This is a genomic window from Ensifer sp. NPDC090286 (assembly GCF_044769565.1).
Taxonomy (GTDB): domain Bacteria; phylum Pseudomonadota; class Alphaproteobacteria; order Rhizobiales; family Rhizobiaceae; genus Ensifer.
On record NZ_JBIVYF010000001.1, the window covers coordinates 1,705,657 to 1,725,438 of the forward strand.

Below are 19,782 nucleotides of genomic sequence, written 5' to 3' on the forward strand. Positions count from 1 at the left end.
GTCGATCGCAGGTCACGACACGCCGCGATGCATGACCGGCCGTAGAGCGCTGCGAAAACGGATTGTGGCGCCCGTTTGAACGACCACGAAACGTAACGATCAGAAACGGTTGTTGATCGCGATTTATTCAAAAAAATCAGCACAGTCCGCCGAATTTGCAAATGCCATAATTTAGCCACGACAACTGTCGCGGAACGCCGCAATTCCGTCGCGCAACAGCCGGCTTCCGGGCTTTTCCTCCGATGATCCGAACACATTCGCATTACGGGGGTTATGCAATGTTTCTCGACGACGAAATCGCTTCCATGAAGACACGGCAGAGCGAAGCACGCTGGGGCATGTATCTGGCGCTCGCGGCCCTTGCCGCCTGCATCCTGATGTTCATCGGGCTGATGACCCAGGCGGCCGCGCAAACGGCTGATGCCAAGCCGCGGCAGATGGCGGGTTACGTTCGCCCCAACGACGTCGGCGCCGGCGCCCTGCTCTTCCCGTCGAAGGAACCGGGCTATTTCGTCGAGGCGCCGCGGCTTGCGACCGACGTCCAGATCGACGTCAACGGCCCGATCATTCGCACCCGCGTCACCCAGCGGTTCGAGAACCCGAGCAAGGGCTGGGTCGAAGGCACCTATGTCTTTCCGCTACCCGAAGATTCGGCCGTCGATACGCTGAAGATGCAGATCGGCGACCGCTTCATCGACGGCCAGATCAAGCCGCGCCAGGCCGCCAAGGAAATCTACGAACAGGCAAAGGCCGAAGGCAAGAAGGCAGCGCTTCTCGAACAGCAGCGCCCGAACATATTCACCAACCAGGTCGCCAATATCGGCCCGGGCGAAACGGTGGTCGTGCAGATCGAGTACCAGAGCGCGGTGCGCCAGTCGAACGGGCTCTATTCTCTCCGTTTCCCGATGGTCGTGGCGCCCCGCTACAATCCGCAGCCGATCGTCCAGACCGTCGATCTCGACAGCCGTACCGGCTACGCCGTCAGCGACCCGGTCCCGGATCGCGAGAAGATCGAAGCCCCGGTCCTCGATCCCAAGGAAAACGCCAGGATCAACCCCGTCACGCTGACCGTGAACCTCAAGGCCGGCTTTCCGCTCGGCGAAGTGAAGTCCGGCTATCACGCGGTCGATATCGCCGGCCTCGACGATCTCAGCCGTCGGGTGACGCTGAAGGGCGACAGCGTGCCTGCCGACCGCGACTTCGAGCTCACCTGGAAGGCGATCGAGGGCAAAAGCCCCTATGCCGGCCTGTTCCGCGAGACGGTCGGCGGCAAGACCTATCTGCTTTCCTTCGTCACGCCGCCAGCTGTGGCGAGCGAGGCCGACGCCAAGCCGGTCAAGCGCGAGATCGTCTTCGTCATCGACAATTCCGGCTCCATGGCCGGCCCCTCGATGGAGCAGGCCAAGGAAAGCCTGGCGCTGGCGATCTCCAGGCTGAAGCCCGAGGACCGCTTCAACGTCATCCGCTTCGACGACACCATGTCGGTGCACTTCCCCGAACTGGTCGAAGCGACGCCGGACAAGCGGGAAGATGCCATCGCCTATGTGCGCGGCCTGACAGCCGATGGCGGCACCGAGATGCTGCCGGCGCTGGAAGCGGCCCTTCGCACGCAAGGACCGGTTAAGGCCGGCGCCCTTCGCCAGGTGGTCTTCCTGACCGATGGCGCGATCGGCAACGAGACGCAGCTTTTCGACGAGATCCAGAAGAACCGCGGCGACGCCCGCGTCTTCACCGTCGGCATCGGCTCGGCCCCGAACAGCCACTTCATGACCAAGGCCGCCGAATATGGCCGCGGCACCTTCACGCTGATCGGCTCGGAGAGCGAAGTCGCCGCGCGCATGGGCGAACTCTTCACCAAGCTCGAAAGCCCCGCCATGACGGATATCTCCGCCGCCTTCGAGGGCGCATCGGCCGGCGACATCACACCAAACCCGATGCCCGATCTTTATCGCGGCGAGCCCGTGGTGCTGACGGCCGAACTCGATGGCACCGCCCCCGAAGGCAAGCTGCAGATCCTCGGCAAGGCCGGCGACCAGCCCTGGCGGGTGGAGATGGACATCGCCAAGGCTTCAACCGGCGAAGGCATCGCCAAGCTCTGGGCCCGCCGCAAGATCGACGACCTCGAAGCGAGCGCGTCGACGATCGCCGACCCGGCGACCCTCGACAAGCGGATCGAGACGGTGGCGCTCGCCCACCATCTCGTCTCCCGCGTCACGAGCCTCGTTGCCGTCGACGCGACGCCATCGCGGCCCAGCAGCGAGAACCTCAGCGAAACGAAGCTGCCGCTCAATCTCCCGGCCGGCTGGGACTTCGGCAAGGTCTTCGGCGAAGTCCCTGTCGAGACCGTCCCCGGCAAGGTCGACGAACGCGCCGCGCTCGAAAGCCGAACCAAGCTTGCGATGGTGACGGCCGACCGCATGCTCGCCGCACCGACGGCGCGGGCGGCCGGTCTGATCGCTGAAGCCAACAACCAGGTGTCCCTGCCGCAGACGGCGACGGAAGCCGACAAGCAGATCCTGATCGGCCTGATGCTGCTTGCCTTCGCGCTTCTTGCCGGTACGACCTTCGTCTTCTGGCGCGCGCCGATCGCCGCCGTCGTCACTGCCGGAGTGCGCCGCCGTGGCCGCTGACAAGGATCAGTCCGAGCCACGGCCGGGCTTTCTCGCCCGCCTCTCGGCGGTCGAAACGATCGTGCTTGCGATCATCGCGCTCATTGCCCTTGCCGGCCTGCTTCTGATCGGCAAGGGCTTCTACATGAAAGCCAAGGCTGAGGTCTCACAGGTGCTGTTGAAGCGCACCTTCGAGGCGCAGCTTCATGGCAGCCCTGATGGCAAGCCCTGGCCCTGGGCCGATTTCCAGACGGCCGCCGAAATCTCGGCGCCACGGATCAACCGCTCGGCGATCGTGCTGGAAGGCGCAAGCGGCGAAGCGCTTGCCTTCGGGCCCGCCTGGCTGACGACGACGCCGCTCCCCGGCGACGAGGGTACCTCCGTCATCGCCGCCCATCGCGACACGCATTTTCGCTGGCTGAAGGACGTCAACCCTGGCGACCTCCTGGTGCTGACGCGCAAGGATGGCCGTCGCTTCCTGTTTCGGGCCGGCGAAAGCCGGGTTGCCCGCTGGGATGAAAGCGGCATCAACGCGTCTGCCAGCGGCCACCATCTGGCGCTCGCCACCTGCTGGCCCTTCGATGCGATCGAGCAGGGACCGATGCGCTACATCGTCGACGCCGAACTCATCGGCGAACAGCGCCCGGTGCCGCTGACGACGGGCTCGATCTCCAAATAAACCGCTTTTGATCGGATGTGACTTGAACCGCTCCCTCGATCGCCCCAGCTTGCCCTTGGACGAGTCTGTGTAGGAGAAGCGGAATGCGGCAAACGGGCGCTGGAACATCGGGATGGGCTGGCAAGCGGCCGAGTGCGGTCGCCATCCTGACCCTCTCCGTTGCACTGGCAGCGTTCGCACCTGCAAGCGCACAGGATGCCCGCGAATTCCCGAGCGAGAACGGCACCCTGCGCGTCGAGACGCTCGCGACCGGGCTTGAACACCCCTGGTCGGTCGAGGCGCTCCCCGATGGCGGTCTGATTATCAGCGAACGTCCGGGTCGGCTTAGGATCCTGCGCGACGGCAAGCTCTCGAAGCCGCTGACGGGCGTGCCAGAGGTCGCCGAGCGTGGCCAGGGCGGCCTGCTCGACATCGCGCTCGATCCCCGTTTCGCCGAAAACCGGACGCTCTACCTGACGATAGCCGCCAACGGCAAAGGCGGCTACGGCACTGCCGTCGTCCGGGCGAAACTCGCAGCCGACAGAACCGGCCTTACCGACGTCAAGGAACTCTTCCGGATGAGCAAGTTCACCGGCAAGGGCCAGCATTTCGGCTCACGCATCGCAATTGCGCCCGATGGCAGCCTGTTCTTCGGCATCGGCGACCGCGGCGAAGGTGACCGGGCGCAAGACCCGCGCGATCATGCCGGCGCCATCCTGCACATCAATGCCGACGGCAGCATTCCCGGATCGAACCCCTATCGCGGCGGCACCGGCGGCCTGCCGGAGATCTGGTCGAAGGGGCACCGCAATCCGCAGGGCATCGCCTTCGACCCGAAAGACGGCACGTTGCTGACCGTCGAGCACGGCGCGCGTGGCGGCGACGAGATCAACAATCCGAAGGCCGGCCACAATTACGGCTGGCCTGTCATTACCTACGGCAAGGATTATTCCGGCGCCGAGATCGGCGAAGGCACGTCGAAAGAGGGCCTCGACCAGCCGCTCTTCTATTGGGATCCCTCGATCGCGCCGGGCGCGCTTGCCGTTTATCGCGGCAAGATGTTTCCCGAATGGGACGGCGACCTTCTGGTGGCGGCGCTGAAGTACCAGTTGCTCGCCCGGCTCGAACGCGACGACAGCGGCGCGATCGGCTCAGAGGAGCGGTTGTTCGATGGCGAATTCGGCCGCATCCGCGACGTCGTCGTGGCACCCGACGGCGCCTTGCTGTTGGTGACGGATGAGGAAGACGGCGCCGTGCTCAGGGTCTCCAAGGCCGCAGAGCAATAGGCGGCGTCCGCCACCGGCTCACGACAGCCGGTCGCGCACCTCGCGCCGGAACATGAATTTCAGCCCGGACCAGACCGCGTCGACCGCGCAAACCTTCACATCCACAAGGCCGAGCGGCAGGAAGATTTCGCGCAAAACGTCCTCCGTCAGTGTCGTCGGCCGTTTCGACGCCTTCTTCGGCCAGGAGATCCACAGCATGCCGTCCGGCTTCAACCTCGCAGCCAGCTTCGGCGCAAGCTCTTCCAAAGCCGATCGCTCCGTTTCGAACACATGCGCATAATCGATGTCGCGCGCGGCCACCGCGTCGATCTCGGTCTCGCACCTCCGAAAGCCGGGAAAACCGCTGATCGCGTCGAGCCCGGCTGGCACCCCGAGAAGCAGGGCCTGCTGCCCGTCCTTCAGCCCCAGCTTGCGCTCGAGCGGTGTGCCGGAATAGCCGGCATCGCTCATAGACGCCGATCTCCGATGGAGGATAGGAGCCGAGCCCCCTCCTTAGCGCCCTTTCCCGGCACTGTGTTTCCGGCCGTTTCCATCGAAAGCAACTCCGCCCAACCTTGGCGACGATGAGCCTTGCCCGGCGAAAACGCAACTGCTAGACGCGCCTGTCCGAGGAGAGAACGACATGCCGCGCATTCAGGCCAATTTGCTGCTTTTGATTTCAGGCGCCATCTGGGGCGCCGGCTTCGTTGCGCAATCGACGGCCATGGATAAAATCAGCCCGCTGTGGTTCATCGCGTTGCGTTTCGCAATCGCGACACTGGTCGCCATGCCCCTCGCCATCATGGAAACGAAACGCGCAGCCGAACCGATCAAGCTGACGACCGTGCGCAATTTCATCTTCATCGGCCTGGCGCTCTTTGCCGGTGCCGTGACGCAGCAATTCGGGCTGCTCGACACCAGCGTCACCAATTCCGGCTTCCTCACCGGCCTCTACGTCGTCTTCGTGCCGGTCCTGATGGTGATCTTCCTGCGCCGCAAGCCGCACTGGATCATCTGGCCCGGCGCAATGATGGCGCTGTTCGGCATTTTCCTCCTGAGCGGCGGCACGCTGTCGGCGCTGACGGGGGGCGACTACCTGACGATCCTTTGTGCCCTGTTCTGGGCGGTGCAGATGTTGCTCATCGGCCTCTTCGCGCCAAGCAGCGGCCGGCCGATGCTGTTGTCGATGACGCAGTTTGCCGTCTGCGCCGTGCTCGGCTTTGTCTTCGCCGTGACGACCGAGCCGCTGAGCTTTGCCGCCATCGAGGGCGCGCTCTTCGAAATCCTCTATGCCGGCATCTTTTCGAGCGGCCTCGCCTTCATTCTCCAGGTCGTCGGGCAGCGCTACACCACGGCACCGCAGGCTGCGATCTTCCTGTCGAGCGAGGCGCTCTTTGCTGCCCTCTTCGGCGTTCTCCTGCTTGGCGAGGTCATCACCCCGATCGGCTATGCCGGCTGCGCCATCATCTTTGCCGCCATGCTGACGGTCGAGATCGTGCCGGAACTGACGAAGGGCCGCCGCGCCGCAGCCGCTGCCTGAGGGCGCCTCAGGGAACTATAAGCACCCACCGCCGAGACGCTGGACTGAGGCTTTACTTGCTATTGCTCAGGGCAACAGGCCCGTTGCTTCGCGACGAAGGCGTGGCTTCGCCGTGCGTTTTCGCCCCGAAACGGTAGTTGTAGATTTTCTGCAAGGAATCTACGTAAGAAACCGCCGACATGAGAAGCCTCAAACATATCAGGGAGTTGCCGACGGCATGCCCGATATGCGATTGGCCTGCTTTGCCAGCGCTGCACGGGAAATCGGCGAAAACCACTCAATTTTGCAGCAATTGTTTTCAAAAAGCTGTGATTTCAACAGCTTGCGATATATTTTGCGCAGCGCCCCGCAAAGCCGCAAATGACCGATTTTTGAGCAATGACAAGACGCAATACCAATCCCGAAAAGTTTTGCTTGCCAATTCAAAATAAACCCATCAATCTTACTTCCGTTCGGGCAATCTGCGAACACGGGAAGATCTTGAAATAAAAGCGGGCCGGAGACGCAAAAACTCCGGGCGGCCAGACCGATGGGAAGCAGCAATGCGACCTTTCCTATGGCTGGCTGCGGTAACCAGGACCCTTTCCTCAAACGTCGAGACCTGCCTGCCAACGCCCATTCGGGCAAAACTGCAATGCTGCCCGTCCGTCAAACGGGTGGAGAGAAAAGGACCTGACGCATGGCCGAAACTGGCACTGTAAAATTCTTCAACACCGACAAGGGCTTTGGTTTCATCAAGCCTGACAACGGTGGTGCAGATATCTTCGTACACATTTCCGCAGTCCAGGCTTCCGGCCTGACCGGTCTGACGGAAAACCAGAAGGTAAGCTTCGACACCGAACCGGATCGCCGCGGCAAAGGCCCGAAGGCGGTCAACCTGCAGATCTCCGGCTAACGCCGTTTTCTGCTGACAGATTCCAAGTTGAAGCCCGGCATTCTTGCCGGGTTTTTTTGTTCAGGCTCGGTTCAGTTTGGCCGCGTTAACCTTCCTGCATCATGAAGACCGGGTTGATCCGGTCCATGCGAAGGATTGAAGCCAAATGAACAAGTTCATCAAAGCCGCCGTTCTCTCGATCGCCGCAGCCGCTATGGTCATCCCGACCTTTGGCGCCGCCGAGGCAGGCGGCAGGCATCACCACAACAATGACGACGCATGGGCAGCCGGTGCAGCAGGTCTTGTTGCCGGCGCTCTGATCGGCGGCGCGATCGCTTCGCAGCCGCGTTACAACGGCGGCTACAACGAGCGCGTCTACATCGATCCGGAACCGGAATACGATTACTACGAGCCGCGTCCGGTCTATCGCCCTCGCCCGGTTTACCAGGCACGCCCTGTCGTCGTCGACAGCTACGGCGGCGGTTACCGCTCGCTCGAGCCCTGGACCCCGTCCTGGTACCGTTATTGCTCGCAGCGCTACCGCTCGTTCAACCCGGACAACGGCACCTTCCGCGGTTACGACGGCCGCAGCTACTTCTGCACCGCCGGCTGATCAGGCCCGAACGGACTTAAACAACGAAACGCAAGGCTCTCACGAGCCTTGCGTTTTTTCATTCCGAGCAGTCGACGCGGCTCGCTCCGGCGGGGTGAGCCCACGCAGATAGGGATTGGTGCGGCGCTCCTCGCCGATCTGGCCGCCCGGGCCATGGCCACAGATGAAGCCGACGGTATCGCCGAGCGGCAGGATCTTGTCGCGGATCGAATCGAGCAATTGCTGGTGATTGCCGCCGGGCAGGTCGGTGCGGCCGATCGAACCGTGGAAGAGCACGTCGCCGACATGGGCGAAGTTCTGCGCTCGGTTGAAATAGACCACGTGGCCCGGCGCATGGCCCGGGCAATGCAGGACTTCGAAGACATGGTTGCCGAAGGAGACGGTGTCGCCCTCTTCGAGCCAGCGATCGGGAATGACGTTCTGGACCTTCATCGCCAGCCCGAAGCGCTCGGCCTGGTTTTCCAACCTTTCGAGCAGCGGCAGGTCGTCTTTGTGCGGGCCGATGATTTCGAGCCCGAGCGCGTCCTTCAGTTCCTTGGCGCCGCCGGCATGGTCGATATGGCCGTGGGTGATCCAGATCGCCTTCAGCGTGATGCCGTTTTCGCGGACGGTCTGCAGGATGAGGTCGACATCGCCGCCCGGATCGACGATCACGCCTTCCTTGGTCTCGCTGTCGAACAGCACGGTGCAGTTCTGCTCGAAATGGGTAACCGGGATGATGCCCGCCTGTAACATGCGCGTCTGCCTCTCTAGAGCATGTCGCGCAAAACTGTGCAGCGGTATTGCGATAACGACATGCGATAAATCAGGAACCTAAAGCGTAGGAAGCGAATCTGGAAGATCGCGACGCGCTTTGGGATCTCGTCATCTTCCTATAGCGGCAATTGACGGCGGTGACAGCGCCAATCAGCGAAGCGAGGCTATTTGCGGCGCAGACAGCTGGGGCGCCGGCCATTGCACGGTGGTCATCAGCAGCGCCGAAATCGCGATCTCGGCAGCGACGACGATCCGCACCACCGGCTTGAGGCTGCGCGCGGCGACATTGGTCTGATCCGGCTGAGCATTCTGCATTGTATCCCCTCTCCCGTCGCCTGTTCTCCTGGCGTGTCCTGCCCTCGGCGACGGCTGGAGAATGTCACAGCGTCATATTTCGTGACGTTCCCGGGGGAACATCCGCGCGCTTGCCGGCGTTTGGCCCTCGTCAATATAAGGAGAAACACAATGGTGAAGCTTACCCGCCCCCTGTTGCGAGCCGCTGCGGCCGCGGGTTTGGTGTTGGCGATCGGTACCCCGTCCGCCTTTGCAGCCATGACCGCGACCACAGTGACGGACCTGAATATCCGCACGGGTCCGGGCCCTCAATATCCGACAGTCGGCCTTGCGGCCCGCGGCAGCACCGCGGTCATCGACGGCTGCGTCGAAGGCAGCAAGTGGTGCCGCATTGACGTCGGCGGCGTGCGCGGCTGGGTCTATGCCCAGTATCTAACGACGGATCTTGGCGGCTCGGCCGTCGTGGTCCAGGAGCGTCGTGCCGACCTCGCCATTCCCGCAGTCACCTATGAAGTGCAGCCCAATGATCCCGTGATCGTCAGCAGCGGCGACGAATTGATCGGCCCGGTCGAACAGATCGACCCGATCGTGCCGCCGGACAACGTGCGGACCTACGTCACGTCCAACCCCGGCGAGACCGTCTATCTCGATGGCGAAGTCGTCGTCGGTGCCGAACTGCCACAGACCGTGGCCGTTCACCGCGTGCCCGACTACAGCTACGACTATGTCAGCATCAACGGCCAGCCCGTTCTGGTCGAACCGGCAACGCGACGCATCGTCTACGTCTACCGCTAACAGCCGAGATCTCCGGCAGCCATTCGGTTGCCGGAGGTTCCCTCATGCGCCTGCACCACGCTCCCTCGCCCTCCCGACGGCACGAATCATCCACGGCAAGGTCAATGCCGCAAGGCACCCCCGCCGCCGGCTCCATTTTCCCGCTTTGCCTGTATGATATTGCCTCTGCCTAAAATCGAGCCATTTCAATTGGCTACGAAGCAGTCGCGGGAACGTCATTTCACTCAAATTGACAATAAACCAGAATAGGCTTCAACCTATTGATGCCGGATCATCGGCTTTTAGTGGCGCGTCCACGACGAGCCACGACACGGAGGGATCAATGGAAGCATTAATGCCTATCATTACCCAATTGATCGCGGGGGCGGCCGGCGGCAACGCGGCCAGCGCAGTGTTGAAGCAGCAGGCATTCGGTATCGTCGCACGCACCATCGTCGGCGCGATCGGAGGCCTCGGCGGCGGGTTCCTCATTCAGATGCTCGGCGGAGAAGCAGCCGCGACCGGTCTTGCCATGCAAGCCATCGGCGGCCTTGTCGGCGGCGGCGTGCTGAGCGGAATCGTCGGGCAGTTCTTGGGGAAGACCGCCTAACTCTGCGATCATATCCGTAGCAAGACAAAAGGCGGCCCCGGGGGCCGCCTTTTCTGCATTCGAGAGTATCGCGGGTGCCGTTACTCGGCTGCCGCGGCAACCGGATAGACTTCCTTCATGTAGTCGTTCATCAGCGTTTCGCAGATCGTCGCCGGCGTGAAGCGATAGGGGCCGATTTCGGAAACCGGCGTTACCTCCGCGGCCGAGCCGGTGAGGAAGCATTCGCTGAAACCGGACAGTTCCTCCGGCATGATCGCCCGCTCGACAACTTCATAGCCGCGGCGCTTGGCAAGCTCGATCACGGTGCGGCGGGTGATGCCGTCGAGGAAGCAATCCGGCACCGGCGTGTGGATGACGCCGTCCTTGACGAAGAAAATGTTGGCGCCGGTCGCCTCGGCCACGCGGCCACGATAGTCGAGCATCATCGCATCCGCATAGCCCTTGGCCTCGGCCGCATGCTTGGAGATGGTGCAGATCATGTAGAGGCCGGCGGCCTTCGACTTCGAAGGTGCTGTCTGCGGATCCGGGCGGCGATATTCTGCGATATCGAGCCGGATGCCCTTGAGCTTTTCGGCCGGGTTGAAGTAGCTGCCCCACTGCCAGATGGCGATGGCAACGTTGATGCGGTTGTTCTGTGCCGAAACGCCCATCATTTCGCTGCCGCGCCAGGCGATCGGCCGCACATAGGCCTCGGAGAAGCCCTGACGCTTCAGAAGTTCGACGCTGGCGGCGTCCAGTTCCTCGACCGAATAGGGAATCTTGAAGCCGAGGATTTCGGCGGACTGATGCAGGCGCTGGTTGTGCTCGGTCAGCTTGAAGATGCGCCCGCCATACGCGCGCTCGCCCTCAAAGACCGCGCTGGCATAGTGCAGGCCGTGGGTCAGCACGTGTACCTTGGCGTCCTTCCACGCGACGAACTCGCCGTTGAACCAGATCTGTCCGTCCAACTGATCAAAAGGAACCGCTGCCATGGTGTCATCCTCCGGCGCATGCGCGCCATTCTTAGTTGATTATCGTCCTGCTTTCAGTTTATCGGCAAACTGATTGAGGGAAAATTCAATTTCGTGATTTTGGATTTGCGATCGGAACGGCACGGCATATCCTTTCAGATGTTGCCAACGCCAAATGTCTCGCTTACCGAGCATGGACGCTAACGACACGGTAAAAATATGTCAATAAAGCTGACGTATTTTTCCGAATGTTTCGCAAGTTGCAATCAGGCTGAAAGGAAATGACCGCGTGGCCGGCCAATCCAAAGAGAACACCCGGTATCTGAACGATGCCGCTGCCGATGACGATACGATCGATTTCGAGATCATCGAGCTGCTCTTCTTCGCCTATCGCGACTTCACCTCCGACCCGGACGCGATCCTGGAAAAGAGCGGCTTCGGACGGGCGCACCACCGTGTCGTGCACTTTGTCGACCGCGAGCCGGGCATGACGGTCGCCGACCTCCTGGACACGCTGAAGATCACCAAGCAGAGCCTTGCGCGGGTGCTGAAGCAGCTGATCGATTCCGGCTATATCCGCCAGGAAACCGGCCCTGAGGATCGGCGCCAGCGCATGCTCTATACGACGGAGGAAGGCCAGGCGCTGGCGCGTGCGCTCGCCGAGCCACAGTCCCGCCGCATAGCCGATGCATTGGCAAGAACCGGTCCGGGCGCGCGCGAAACGGTCAAGCGCTTTCTCGCCGGTATGAAGAACAACGCCGCAGACTGACGCCCGCCGCAGCGCGGGTCTGGCCTGCAACTTGGGAAGCGTGGAATGACGACAAAAGCGACTGTCTCGGACGATGCCGCTCACCTTCTGGTCGTCGATGACGACCGGCGCATCCGCGATCTGCTCAACCGCTACCTGGTCGAACAGGGTTTTCGCGTGACGACCGCGTCCGATGCGGACGAGGCCCGCCGCAAACTCGTCGGCCTCGACTTCGACCTCCTGATCGTCGACGTGATGATGCCGGGCGAAAGCGGCATTTCGCTCACCCAGAGCCTCAGGCAGATCAAGACCGTGCCGATCCTGATGCTGACGGCGCTGGCGGAATCCAATTCCCGCATCGAGGGCCTCGAGGCCGGTGCCGACGACTATCTGTCGAAGCCGTTCGACCCGCGCGAACTGGTGCTGCGGATCAACAACATCCTGCGCCGCAACCAGCCGGCCCAGGCACCCAAGGTCGACCAGGTCATCTTCGGCCCCTACACCTTCTCGGTGGTGCGCAAGGAACTCCGGCGCGGCGCCGACCATATCCGGCTGACAGACCGCGAGCAGGAGATCATGACGCTGTTTTCGCAGCGCGCTGGCGAAACCATTCCGCGCCACGAACTGATCGGCGACGATGCCGAAGTCGGCGAGCGCACGATCGACGTGCAGATCAACCGTCTGCGCCGCAAGATCGAGGACGACCCATCCAACCCCGTCTGGCTGCAGACGGTGCGCGGCATCGGCTACCGGCTGAGCGTGGACTGAAATGGCAGCCCTTCCGATGAGCGCGGCAGATCATGGCAAGCTTTGACGGCATAGAGCACGGTGCATCCGGGGCGAACGACAACGCCTGGAGGCGTTTCACCCGCTGGCTGCGCCGTCGCCTGCCCATGGGGCTTTACGCCCGCTCGCTGCTGATCGTCATCATTCCGATGGTTCTCCTGCAGTCGGTGGTCGCCTTCATCTTCATGGAGCGCCACTGGCAGCTGGTGACGCAGCGCCTGTCGGCCGCCGTCACCGGGGACATTGCCGCGATCGTCGATCTCATCGACACCTTCCCGGCCGACCGCGATATCTCCGAGATCATCCGCATCGCCCGCGATCAGCTCGATCTCAGCATCTCCGTGGACCCGCCCGGCGAACTGCCACCGCCGCGTCCCAGCCCCTTCTTCGAAATCCTAGACCAGATCCTCGGCGAAGAGATTTCGAACCAGGTACGCCGCCCCTTCTGGATCGATACGGTCGGCAACTCCAAGCTCGTGGAGATCCGCATCAAGCTCGACGACGGCCGCATCCTGCGCGTCTACGCCCGGCGCAACCAGGCCTATGCCTCCAACACCCACATCTTCCTCGTCTGGATGGTGGCGGCCTCGCTGGTGCTGCTGACGATCGCGGTCCTCTTTTTGCGCGGCCAGATCCGGCCGATCCTGGCTTTGACCAAGGCGGCCGAAAGCTTCGGCAAGGGCCAGAAGATCGACGACTTCGCGCCGCGCGGCGCCGACGAGATCCGCCGCGCCGGCCTCGCCTTCATCCAGATGCGCGAGCGCATCGAACGCCAGATCGAACAGCGCACCGCAATGCTGACCGGCGTCAGCCACGATCTGCGCACCATCCTCACCCGCTTCAAGCTGCAGCTGGCGCTTGCCGGCAACAACCCGGATCTCGAAGGCCTGAACCAGGACGTCGAGGACATGCAGAACATGCTGGAAGGGTATCTCGCCTTCGCCCGCAGCGAGGCGGAGGAAGACGTCGGCCAGCTGAAACTTTCGGACCTGATGACCCGGCTCGCCGCGGAAGCCGAACTGCTCGGCAAGACGCTCACCACCTCCGTCGAGGGGGAAGACGATATCCGCGTCCGGCCAAACGCCTTCACCCGTCTCATCGCCAACATCGCCTCGAACGCCTATCGCTACGCCAACACCGTCAAGATCGATGCGCGCCACAGTGCCAAGTGGCTGACAATCACCATCGACGACGACGGCCCGGGCATTCCCGAACGTTCGCGCGAGGATGTGTTCAAGCCGTTCTTCCGTCTCGACGAAGCGCGCAATCTCGACAGCTCCGGCACCGGCCTTGGTCTGGCGATCGCCCGCGATATCGCCCGCAGCCACGGCGGCAACGTCACGCTAGGCGACAGCCCGCTCGGCGGCCTCAGGGCAACGGTGCGCGTGCCGGCTTGACGTCCCTGCCCTGGCGGGCCACTTCTGGCCGCGAACGGGGCTGAGGGGAGCGGGAATGGTAGACGTCATCGATTGGGCTGACTGGGAACGACGGGTGGCCGAACTCTGGGCCGCCTTCGACACGCTGGATGGCGAAAGCTTTGTCGCCCGCATCGATGCCCTCGCCACCGAACTGCCGGCGGGACATGCCGTCGGGCTATTCGAGCGAGCCTCGGCACAGGATTCAACCGGCCATGAGACGAAGGCAGAGCCGCTCTACCGGCAGGCGCTGGAAAACGGCCTTCAGGGAATTCGCCGCCGGCGCGCCACCATCCAGCTCGCCAGCACCCTGCGCAATCTCGGCCGCGCCGACGAAGGCGTCGCCCTGCTCACCGCCGAGCGCGACAAGCCATCGGACGAACTCGACGATGCCGTCGTCGCCTTCCTGGCGCTTTGCCTTGTGGATACCGGCCAGGCGCAAGAGGCAACCGCCCTAGCGCTCGGCAGCCTGTCGCGGCACCTGCCCCGCTACAACCGCTCGCTCAAGCGCTACGCCGAGATGCTGTTGCCGGAGAGTTGAACCGTCAGCGCTGATAGATCGAGGTCAGGCCGCGTCGTTCGTTGAAGCGGTGCCAGGCGTCGATGCGGCGTGGATGACGGGCGCGCATGACATCGAGCGGTGCGAGCAGCCGGCCGTCGCGGCCAAGGGCTGCATCGAGGATCTCGATGATGCGGCGGTTCGGCCAGGGCTTGCGCGTGATGGTCAGCAGTGCCTGGAAGGCTTCGTCCTCTCGTCCCGCGCCAAGCTGGTGCGCAATCAGACCATAGGCAAAGGCAGTAGAGCGGCTGACGCCGGCATGGCAATGGACGAGAATGCGGCTCTCAGCATGCTCGGCCACCGGGCGCATCGCCTCGAAGACCTCAAGCACCAGATCCGGGAAATGCTGGGTGGCTTTCAGGTTTTCCTGATCGCGCATGCGCACGATCCGGTGGCTGGCGTCCGCAATCACCGGCACGTTGGCATCCGGCAGTTCCGGATCGAGAAGGGACACCACATGACTTGCGCGCCAGTCGCGCGCGGCATCGGCGGCGCGCCAAAGGCAGGACACCTTGACGCGCTCGGGGATCGCATCGAAAGCAATGTTCATGGGATCACATCAACTTCTTGCCGTTGGGGACCGGCCGTTCGGTGGCAGCCAGCACAATCGCACCGGCCTCGTCTGCAAAGCCCAGCGTCAGCACTTCGGAGCGCACAGGCCCGATCTGGCGTGGCGGAAAATTGACCACGCCCAGCACCTGCCGCCCGACGAGATCCTCCGGACGATAATGCACCGTGATTTGCGCTGATGACTTTTTTATGCCGAGTTCCGGGCCGAAATCGATCTTCAGCTTGATGGCCGGCTTGCGTGCTTCCGGAAACGGTTCGGCCTCGACGATGGTGCCCACGCGGATGTCCACGCGCTCGAAATCAGCAAATTCAATAGTTTCAGCCATCGTCATTTCCTATGTGAAATCTTCTCCGACGAGGTGGATTAAAGCATCGGGCGAGATTCCGAAAGCATGGCGTCCCCGGAAGGCTCCCCGCGAAATCTGGCCTCCTCCCACGGGCGGCGCGCAAACTGCTCGGCCAGGAAATCGACGAAAACACGCACGCGCGGCGGCAGGAACCGCCGGTGCGGATAGACGACCGTGATCGGTTCCGCCTCGGCATAGTTGCTGTCGGTCAGCAGCGGCACCAGCAATCCCGCCTTGATATCGCCGCCCACGAGCAGTTCGGAAAGGCGCACGATGCCGATACCCGCGAGCGCGAGCCGTCGGAGCGCTTCGGTGCTGTTGGCCTCGACGGAGCCACGAACACGGATCGCACGCCGGCCGTCGCCATCCTCGAACTCCCAGACATTGAGGCGACCGCGGGCGGTGATGGCAAGGCAGGCATGCCGCTGCAGGTCGTCGGGCGTCTGCGGCGCACCGTGCCGTTCGAGATAGGCGGGTGCCGCGCAGATGACGCGGCGGTTCGGAGCGAGCCGCCGGGTCACCAGCGTGCTGTCGTTTTGTTCCGCAACCCGGAGCGCGACATCGGCCTCGCCGTTCATGAGGTCGACGACCGCGTCGCTGAAATCGAGTTCCAGGTCGATCTCCGGAAACCGTTCGATGAAATCAGGCAGCATAGGCACGATCAGGCGGTGACCGAAGGCGCTGGGCAGGCTCACCCGCAGCCGCCCGCGCGGCACCGCCCCCGGCTGGATCGCAACCTCCGCATCTTCCATGTCGCCGAGGATGCGGCGGCTCGATTCCGCATAGGCGCTGCCTTCGCTCGTCAGGCTGATGCTGCGGGTCGATCGCTGCAGCAGGCGCACGCCGAGGCGCGCCTCCAGCCGGCCGACGATCTTGCTGACCGCCGATGGCGTCATGCGCAACCGCCGCGCCGCCGCCGAGAAATCGCCCTCCTCGACGACGGCGAGAAACACCGCCATGGCTTCCTGTCGATCCATCTTATCTATTCCATTTCGTCACAGATAAACGGAATTTAACATGGATTATAGCGGCAGGCGACAGGCTGTAGCCTAAGCCGGAACTCAGACAGCGAAGCTTGAGGAGTGACGGAAATGGGCAATCAGCAAGACGGTCTGCCGATGAGCTATGCGCTGCATTCCTGGGCGCGGCGTCAACGCGCCATTGCGATCGGCGACATGAGCCGCCGCGCGATACGTGCAATCTGGAGAAGTCTATTCAACCGCCAGCCAAGCCGCGATCATGGGGCTTGCACTGGCGCTTACCCGACGCGAACGCCATAGGCCAGGCGCCTGCCGGCCCCGACATGGCGCCGGCCGCGTTTGATGTTCAGCCTGCGAGTTCTTCCGCGCGCTTGCGCGCCGCAGAGATCGCCTTGTCGAACAGCGGTTGCATGCCGTCGTCGGCCATCAGCACGGACAGTGCCGCGGCCGTCGTGCCGCCGGGCGAGGTCACGTTCTGGCGCAGCCGCGCGGCCTCGTCGGGCGACTGGTGCAACAGTTCGCCAGCCCCCGCGACAGTTTCCCGCGCGAGCCGCATGGCAAGGTCCGCCTGAAGGCCGGCCTTGCGACCCGCCTCCGCCATGCACTCGACGAGATAGAAGACATAGGCCGGGCCACTGCCGGAAACGGCGGTGACGGCATCGATCTCGGCTTCGGTGCGCACCCATTCGACCGGGCCGCTGACCTTCAAGAGATCATGCACCTGAGCGCGCTGCTGATCGCTGACGCGGGCATTGGCAAAGGCGCCGGTGACACCGCGGCCGATCATGGCCGGCGTGTTCGGCATGGCACGCACCGTAGCGGCGGCACCAAGATGGGTTTCGATGAAGGCCAGCGTCTTGCCGGCGGCAACCGATACGATGACCGTCTCCGGGCCAACGAGCGATTTCAGCGGCGGCAGGACCGCGTCCATCACCTGCGGCTTGACCGCAAGGAAGATCACGCCCGCCTGAACACCCGACGGTGCGGAGGTCGCATGCGTCACGCCGTTGTCGGCGATCAGCTGCGCCATGGCCGGCGGCGGACCGGGATCGACGACGAGAACGTCCCCGCCTTTAACACCGCTCTTCAGCCAGCCGGAAAGCATGGCGCCGCCCATATTGCCGGCGCCGACGAGCACGATGGGACCGGAAGCGGCGTTCGTCATGATCAGGCTTCTCCAACCGTTTCGAACAGCACGGCATCGACGGCGCGCTGCGCGTCCATGCCGGACCAGACGACGAATTGAAACGCCTGATAATAGGATTCGCAAGCGTCGAGTGCGCTCGAAAGCAGAACTTCGACCTGCTGGTTGGTGGGCTCGGCGCCGCCGGCGAGCAGCAGCGACTGGCGGAAGATCACCACTTCCTCCTGACGCCACAGATCGAAGTGGCCCATCAGCACCTGCCCATTGATATGGGAGAGCAGACGGATGACTTCGTTGACCCGGCTTTCCGGCACCTTGATGTCGAAGGCACAAGCCAGGTGCAGCGCCTCGAATTCCTCCATCCAGGAGAAGGAAACGTGGTAGTCCGCCCACTTGCCTTCGACCGTCATGGCGATTTCGTCTTCGCCGGATCGCTCGAACGACCAGTCGTTATTGGCAGCCACGAACTCGATCATATCGACCGGGTTGGATTGGCGCTCGACTTCCATTTCCAAAAGGCTCATGCATCACCCTGCATAGGTGTGGCACGGGCATGCATCATCACGCTCACAAGACGCAACGCTGCAAACCCAACACCGATTACAAACACACTATGATTGCTGAACTCACATCCATCCTGGCTGACTTACCCTGCCCGGAGCTTACGTGGTTCGTTTCGAATCATCATTTAAAATCAGTGTATAATGGCGGAGTCAGGCTGCCAGCCCCTCGGTCCAAAAATAGCCGTGAACAATCGCGTCCACGTTGTCATGTGAATGAAGCGGTTGAGCTTAACTGACTCTGCCATAAGGGTTTTTTGGCAGTGTCCACAGGTGGAAAACTTTTCAGGTTTTATTAACCACCGATCATGCCGTTTCAGACCTGTGCGGCTGATCGACAGCAAAACGCCCGCGGATGAGGTCCGCGGGCGAAGTAAAAACGCTGAAATGCCGTTATTTCAAGGGAATCGCGTTACTTGCCCGTATCGACGAGACGCGCTTCAAGAGCCTCAATACGGGCCAGAAGCGCATCGTTTTCCTCGCGCGCCTTGATGGCCATTTCCTTGACCATCTCGAACTCTTCGCGCTTGACGACGTCGAGCGAATTCAGCGCCCGCTCGGCCTGCGCCCGGAAGGCGGTTTCAACCTCGCGGCGCACGCCCTGGGCGGCGCCTGCAGCATCGGTCATCAGCTTGGCGAAGTCATCCAGCATGCGGTTGGTGCCTGTGCTCATCGTCGCGATCTCCATTTCAGCCATCGCCTCTTAAAGAGCGATGCGGTCCATGGGTTTCAGGTAGGGTCACCGGCCGCCCGATGCAAGAAAAATCACGCGCGCCTTCACGGCCCGCTTCACGACCCTGTGTCCGGGGCGCAAATCGTCGCCCTTGACCGGGGTGCAATCGCTCGCCATGTTCCGCCGAAACAACCGGCCCGGCACGAGAACAATAAATTGGAAACATTAGCGACCCGCCTCGCCATCCTCCCCTTCCCTGAAATCGATCCCGTCATCGTCCAGATCGGGCCGCTGGCCATCCACTGGTACGGGCTCGCCTATGTGGCGGGCATCCTCCTCGGCTGGTTCTACGCCCGGCGCCTGGCAATGAACACCGCGCTCTGGCGCGACGACAAGCCGGCGATCACGCTGCAGCAACTCGACGACTTCCTGCTGTGGGCAGCCGGCGGCATCGTGCTCGGCGGCCGTATCGGCTACATTCTCTTCTACGATCTCGGCTCCGTGCTCGCCAATCCGATCCGGGCGCTTGAAATCTGGAACGGCGGCATGTCGTTCCACGGCGGTTTCCTCGGCACCACGCTCGCGATGATGCTGTTTGCCCGCAAGAACAAGATCGCCATCTGGAGCCTGTTCGACATAGTCGCCGCCGTCGTCCCGATCGGCCTGTTCTTCGGCCGCATCGCCAACTTCATCAACGGCGAGCTCTGGGGCCGTCTGTCGTCGATGCCCTGGGCGATCGTCTTCCCGACCGGTGGTCCGTTCGCCCGCCACCCGAGCCAGCTTTACGAGGCCGCCCTCGAGGGCATCGTCCTGCTCGCCGTGCTTGCCTGGTTCATCTACCGTCGCCACGCTTTGAAGTCGCCGGGGCTCGTTACCGGCATCTTCGTGCTTGGCTATGGCCTGAGCCGTATTTTCGTCGAATTCTTCCGCGAACCGGACGCGCAGATCGGCTATCTTGTCGGTGGCTGGCTGACCATGGGCATGCTTTTGTCGTTGCCGATGGCGCTCGCCGGCATCTGGGCCATTGCCCGGGCGCGGCGCGCAGCCGCCTGAGAGC

24 protein-coding genes are annotated in these 19,782 nt (G+C 62.9%); 13 read left to right on the plus strand and 11 right to left on the minus strand.

Going from position 1 to position 19,782, the window contains the following annotated elements:
* Nucleotides 1–278: 278 nt before the first annotated feature.
* From ACIQUG_RS08630 to ACIQUG_RS08640, 3 genes are all read left to right on the plus strand, one after another.
* On the plus strand, nt 279–2,630 hold the full coding sequence (locus ACIQUG_RS08630; protein WP_402319729.1) for a marine proteobacterial sortase target protein: 2,352 nt from the start codon (nt 279–281) through the stop codon (nt 2,628–2,630).
* The gene (locus ACIQUG_RS08635) at nt 2,536–3,288 is read left to right on the plus strand and encodes a class GN sortase (RefSeq protein WP_402319732.1); all 753 of its coding nucleotides are present in this window, start codon (nt 2,536–2,538) and stop codon (nt 3,286–3,288) included. The genes ACIQUG_RS08630 and ACIQUG_RS08635 overlap by 95 nt, the downstream gene beginning before the upstream one ends.
* 83 nt (nt 3,289–3,371) lie before the next feature.
* Nucleotides 3,372–4,553: a PQQ-dependent sugar dehydrogenase gene (locus tag ACIQUG_RS08640; protein WP_402319735.1), complete on the plus strand. Its 1,182-nt coding sequence runs from the start codon at nt 3,372–3,374 to the stop codon at nt 4,551–4,553.
* 18 nt (nt 4,554–4,571) lie between these two features.
* On the opposite strand, the gene ACIQUG_RS08645 is transcribed toward ACIQUG_RS08640, so the two are convergent.
* Nucleotides 4,572–5,003 carry a hypothetical protein gene (locus tag ACIQUG_RS08645; protein ID WP_402319738.1) on the minus strand — a complete coding sequence of 144 codons (432 nt, stop codon included), beginning with the start codon at nt 5,001–5,003 and terminating at the stop codon, nt 4,572–4,574.
* A 172-nt stretch (nt 5,004–5,175) separates the two neighbouring features.
* Between ACIQUG_RS08645 and ACIQUG_RS08650 the strand changes: the two genes are divergently transcribed.
* Nucleotides 5,176–6,072 (plus strand): DMT family transporter, encoded by an 897-nt coding sequence (locus tag ACIQUG_RS08650; RefSeq protein ID WP_402319741.1) that lies wholly within the window; start codon nt 5,176–5,178, stop codon nt 6,070–6,072.
* Nucleotides 6,073–6,270: 198 nt separating this feature from the next.
* On the opposite strand, the gene ACIQUG_RS08655 is transcribed toward ACIQUG_RS08650, so the two are convergent.
* Entirely contained in the window at nt 6,271–6,615 is a 345-nt protein-coding gene (locus tag ACIQUG_RS08655) for a hypothetical protein (protein WP_402319744.1), read from the minus strand.
* Nucleotides 6,616–6,751: 136 nt separating this feature from the next.
* Here ACIQUG_RS08655 and ACIQUG_RS08660 point away from each other — a divergent pair, with 136 nt between their 5' ends.
* Entirely contained in the window at nt 6,752–6,967 is a 216-nt protein-coding gene (locus ACIQUG_RS08660; protein ID WP_043618050.1) for a cold-shock protein, read from the plus strand.
* 145 nt (nt 6,968–7,112) lie between these two features.
* Nucleotides 7,113–7,559 (plus strand): BA14K family protein, encoded by a 447-nt coding sequence (locus ACIQUG_RS08665; protein WP_402319747.1) that lies wholly within the window; start codon nt 7,113–7,115, stop codon nt 7,557–7,559.
* 39 nt (nt 7,560–7,598) lie between these two features.
* Here ACIQUG_RS08665 and ACIQUG_RS08670 read toward each other — a convergent pair whose 3' ends face one another.
* Together ACIQUG_RS08670 and ACIQUG_RS08675 are read right to left on the minus strand one after the other, a co-directional pair.
* Nucleotides 7,599–8,294 carry an MBL fold metallo-hydrolase gene (locus ACIQUG_RS08670; RefSeq protein ID WP_402319750.1) on the minus strand — a complete coding sequence of 232 codons (696 nt, stop codon included), beginning with the start codon at nt 8,292–8,294 and terminating at the stop codon, nt 7,599–7,601.
* A 171-nt stretch (nt 8,295–8,465) separates the two neighbouring features.
* Entirely contained in the window at nt 8,466–8,630 is a 165-nt protein-coding gene (locus ACIQUG_RS08675) for a hypothetical protein (protein ID WP_197067150.1), read from the minus strand.
* 150 nt (nt 8,631–8,780) lie between these two features.
* Between ACIQUG_RS08675 and ACIQUG_RS08680 the strand changes: the two genes are divergently transcribed.
* Together ACIQUG_RS08680 and ACIQUG_RS08685 are read left to right on the plus strand one after the other, a co-directional pair.
* The gene (locus ACIQUG_RS08680) at nt 8,781–9,404 is read left to right on the plus strand and encodes a DUF1236 domain-containing protein (RefSeq protein WP_192446889.1); all 624 of its coding nucleotides are present in this window, start codon (nt 8,781–8,783) and stop codon (nt 9,402–9,404) included.
* A gap of 322 nt (nt 9,405–9,726) precedes the next feature.
* Nucleotides 9,727–9,993, plus strand: coding sequence for a hypothetical protein (locus tag ACIQUG_RS08685; RefSeq protein WP_043618063.1), 267 nt, complete (start codon nt 9,727–9,729; stop codon nt 9,991–9,993).
* A gap of 80 nt (nt 9,994–10,073) precedes the next feature.
* Here ACIQUG_RS08685 and ACIQUG_RS08690 read toward each other — a convergent pair whose 3' ends face one another.
* Nucleotides 10,074–10,964: a branched-chain amino acid aminotransferase gene (locus tag ACIQUG_RS08690; RefSeq protein ID WP_402319755.1), complete on the minus strand. Its 891-nt coding sequence runs from the start codon at nt 10,962–10,964 to the stop codon at nt 10,074–10,076.
* 268 nt (nt 10,965–11,232) lie between these two features.
* Between ACIQUG_RS08690 and ACIQUG_RS08695 the strand changes: the two genes are divergently transcribed.
* The 4 genes from ACIQUG_RS08695 to ACIQUG_RS08710 are packed head-to-tail and all read left to right on the plus strand — an operon-like array spanning nt 11,233 to nt 14,433.
* Complete coding sequence (locus ACIQUG_RS08695) at nt 11,233–11,712, plus strand: MarR family winged helix-turn-helix transcriptional regulator (RefSeq protein ID WP_034788710.1); 480 nt, start codon at nt 11,233–11,235, stop codon at nt 11,710–11,712.
* A gap of 45 nt (nt 11,713–11,757) precedes the next feature.
* Nucleotides 11,758–12,459 (plus strand): response regulator, encoded by a 702-nt coding sequence (locus ACIQUG_RS08700; protein ID WP_043618070.1) that lies wholly within the window; start codon nt 11,758–11,760, stop codon nt 12,457–12,459.
* A gap of 32 nt (nt 12,460–12,491) precedes the next feature.
* Nucleotides 12,492–13,874, plus strand: a complete 1,383-nt coding sequence (locus ACIQUG_RS08705; RefSeq protein WP_043618073.1) for an ATP-binding protein — start codon at nt 12,492–12,494, stop codon at nt 13,872–13,874.
* A 55-nt stretch (nt 13,875–13,929) separates the two neighbouring features.
* Nucleotides 13,930–14,433, plus strand: coding sequence for a tetratricopeptide repeat protein (locus ACIQUG_RS08710; protein ID WP_402319761.1), 504 nt, complete (start codon nt 13,930–13,932; stop codon nt 14,431–14,433).
* A gap of 4 nt (nt 14,434–14,437) precedes the next feature.
* Here the strand turns inward: ACIQUG_RS08710 and ACIQUG_RS08715 are convergent, their stop codons facing one another.
* From ACIQUG_RS08715 to ACIQUG_RS08740, 6 genes are all read right to left on the minus strand, one after another.
* Nucleotides 14,438–15,001 carry a protein-tyrosine phosphatase family protein gene (locus ACIQUG_RS08715; protein ID WP_402319764.1) on the minus strand — a complete coding sequence of 188 codons (564 nt, stop codon included), beginning with the start codon at nt 14,999–15,001 and terminating at the stop codon, nt 14,438–14,440.
* A 4-nt stretch (nt 15,002–15,005) separates the two neighbouring features.
* The gene (locus tag ACIQUG_RS08720; RefSeq protein ID WP_192446893.1) at nt 15,006–15,347 is read right to left on the minus strand and encodes a tRNA-binding protein; all 342 of its coding nucleotides are present in this window, start codon (nt 15,345–15,347) and stop codon (nt 15,006–15,008) included.
* A 38-nt stretch (nt 15,348–15,385) separates the two neighbouring features.
* Nucleotides 15,386–16,345, minus strand: coding sequence for a LysR family transcriptional regulator (locus ACIQUG_RS08725; RefSeq protein ID WP_402319767.1), 960 nt, complete (start codon nt 16,343–16,345; stop codon nt 15,386–15,388).
* Between the two features lie 349 nt (nt 16,346–16,694).
* Nucleotides 16,695–17,513 (minus strand): pyrroline-5-carboxylate reductase, encoded by an 819-nt coding sequence (gene proC / locus ACIQUG_RS08730; protein ID WP_402319769.1) that lies wholly within the window; start codon nt 17,511–17,513, stop codon nt 16,695–16,697.
* Nucleotides 17,514–17,515: 2 nt separating this feature from the next.
* Nucleotides 17,516–18,016, minus strand: coding sequence for a YbjN domain-containing protein (locus ACIQUG_RS08735; protein ID WP_043618087.1), 501 nt, complete (start codon nt 18,014–18,016; stop codon nt 17,516–17,518).
* 448 nt (nt 18,017–18,464) lie between these two features.
* On the minus strand, nt 18,465–18,725 hold the full coding sequence (locus tag ACIQUG_RS08740) for an accessory factor UbiK family protein (protein ID WP_043618160.1): 261 nt from the start codon (nt 18,723–18,725) through the stop codon (nt 18,465–18,467).
* 216 nt (nt 18,726–18,941) lie between these two features.
* Here ACIQUG_RS08740 and lgt point away from each other — a divergent pair, with 216 nt between their 5' ends.
* Entirely contained in the window at nt 18,942–19,778 is an 837-nt protein-coding gene (lgt, locus tag ACIQUG_RS08745) for a prolipoprotein diacylglyceryl transferase (RefSeq protein WP_402319774.1), read from the plus strand.
* The last annotated feature ends 4 nt before the right edge of the window (nt 19,779–19,782 follow it).

Bases quoted from the DNA above. Each gene is read 5' to 3' on its own strand.
- ACIQUG_RS08630 (WP_402319729.1), top strand. From the start codon at position 279: ATGTTTCTCGACGACGAAATCGCTTCCATGAAGACACGGCAGAGCGAA.
- ACIQUG_RS08640 (WP_402319735.1), top strand. From the start codon at position 3,372: ATGCGGCAAACGGGCGCTGGAACATCGGGATGGGCTGGCAAGCGGCCG.
- ACIQUG_RS08645 (WP_402319738.1), bottom strand. From the start codon at position 5,003: ATGAGCGATGCCGGCTATTCCGGCACACCGCTCGAGCGCAAGCTGGGG.
- ACIQUG_RS08650 (WP_402319741.1), top strand. From the start codon at position 5,176: ATGCCGCGCATTCAGGCCAATTTGCTGCTTTTGATTTCAGGCGCCATC.
- ACIQUG_RS08660 (WP_043618050.1), top strand. From the start codon at position 6,752: ATGGCCGAAACTGGCACTGTAAAATTCTTCAACACCGACAAGGGCTTT.
- ACIQUG_RS08665 (WP_402319747.1), top strand. From the start codon at position 7,113: ATGAACAAGTTCATCAAAGCCGCCGTTCTCTCGATCGCCGCAGCCGCT.
- ACIQUG_RS08670 (WP_402319750.1), bottom strand. From the start codon at position 8,294: ATGTTACAGGCGGGCATCATCCCGGTTACCCATTTCGAGCAGAACTGC.
- ACIQUG_RS08675 (WP_197067150.1), bottom strand. From the start codon at position 8,630: ATGCAGAATGCTCAGCCGGATCAGACCAATGTCGCCGCGCGCAGCCTC.
- ACIQUG_RS08680 (WP_192446889.1), top strand. From the start codon at position 8,781: ATGGTGAAGCTTACCCGCCCCCTGTTGCGAGCCGCTGCGGCCGCGGGT.
- ACIQUG_RS08685 (WP_043618063.1), top strand. From the start codon at position 9,727: ATGGAAGCATTAATGCCTATCATTACCCAATTGATCGCGGGGGCGGCC.
- ACIQUG_RS08690 (WP_402319755.1), bottom strand. From the start codon at position 10,964: ATGGCAGCGGTTCCTTTTGATCAGTTGGACGGACAGATCTGGTTCAAC.
- ACIQUG_RS08700 (WP_043618070.1), top strand. From the start codon at position 11,758: ATGACGACAAAAGCGACTGTCTCGGACGATGCCGCTCACCTTCTGGTC.
- ACIQUG_RS08705 (WP_043618073.1), top strand. From the start codon at position 12,492: ATGGCAAGCTTTGACGGCATAGAGCACGGTGCATCCGGGGCGAACGAC.
- ACIQUG_RS08710 (WP_402319761.1), top strand. From the start codon at position 13,930: ATGGTAGACGTCATCGATTGGGCTGACTGGGAACGACGGGTGGCCGAA.
- ACIQUG_RS08715 (WP_402319764.1), bottom strand. From the start codon at position 15,001: ATGAACATTGCTTTCGATGCGATCCCCGAGCGCGTCAAGGTGTCCTGC.
- ACIQUG_RS08720 (WP_192446893.1), bottom strand. From the start codon at position 15,347: ATGGCTGAAACTATTGAATTTGCTGATTTCGAGCGCGTGGACATCCGC.
- ACIQUG_RS08725 (WP_402319767.1), bottom strand. From the start codon at position 16,345: ATGGATCGACAGGAAGCCATGGCGGTGTTTCTCGCCGTCGTCGAGGAG.
- proC (WP_402319769.1), bottom strand. From the start codon at position 17,513: ATGACGAACGCCGCTTCCGGTCCCATCGTGCTCGTCGGCGCCGGCAAT.
- ACIQUG_RS08735 (WP_043618087.1), bottom strand. From the start codon at position 18,016: ATGAGCCTTTTGGAAATGGAAGTCGAGCGCCAATCCAACCCGGTCGAT.
- ACIQUG_RS08740 (WP_043618160.1), bottom strand. From the start codon at position 18,725: ATGAGCACAGGCACCAACCGCATGCTGGATGACTTCGCCAAGCTGATG.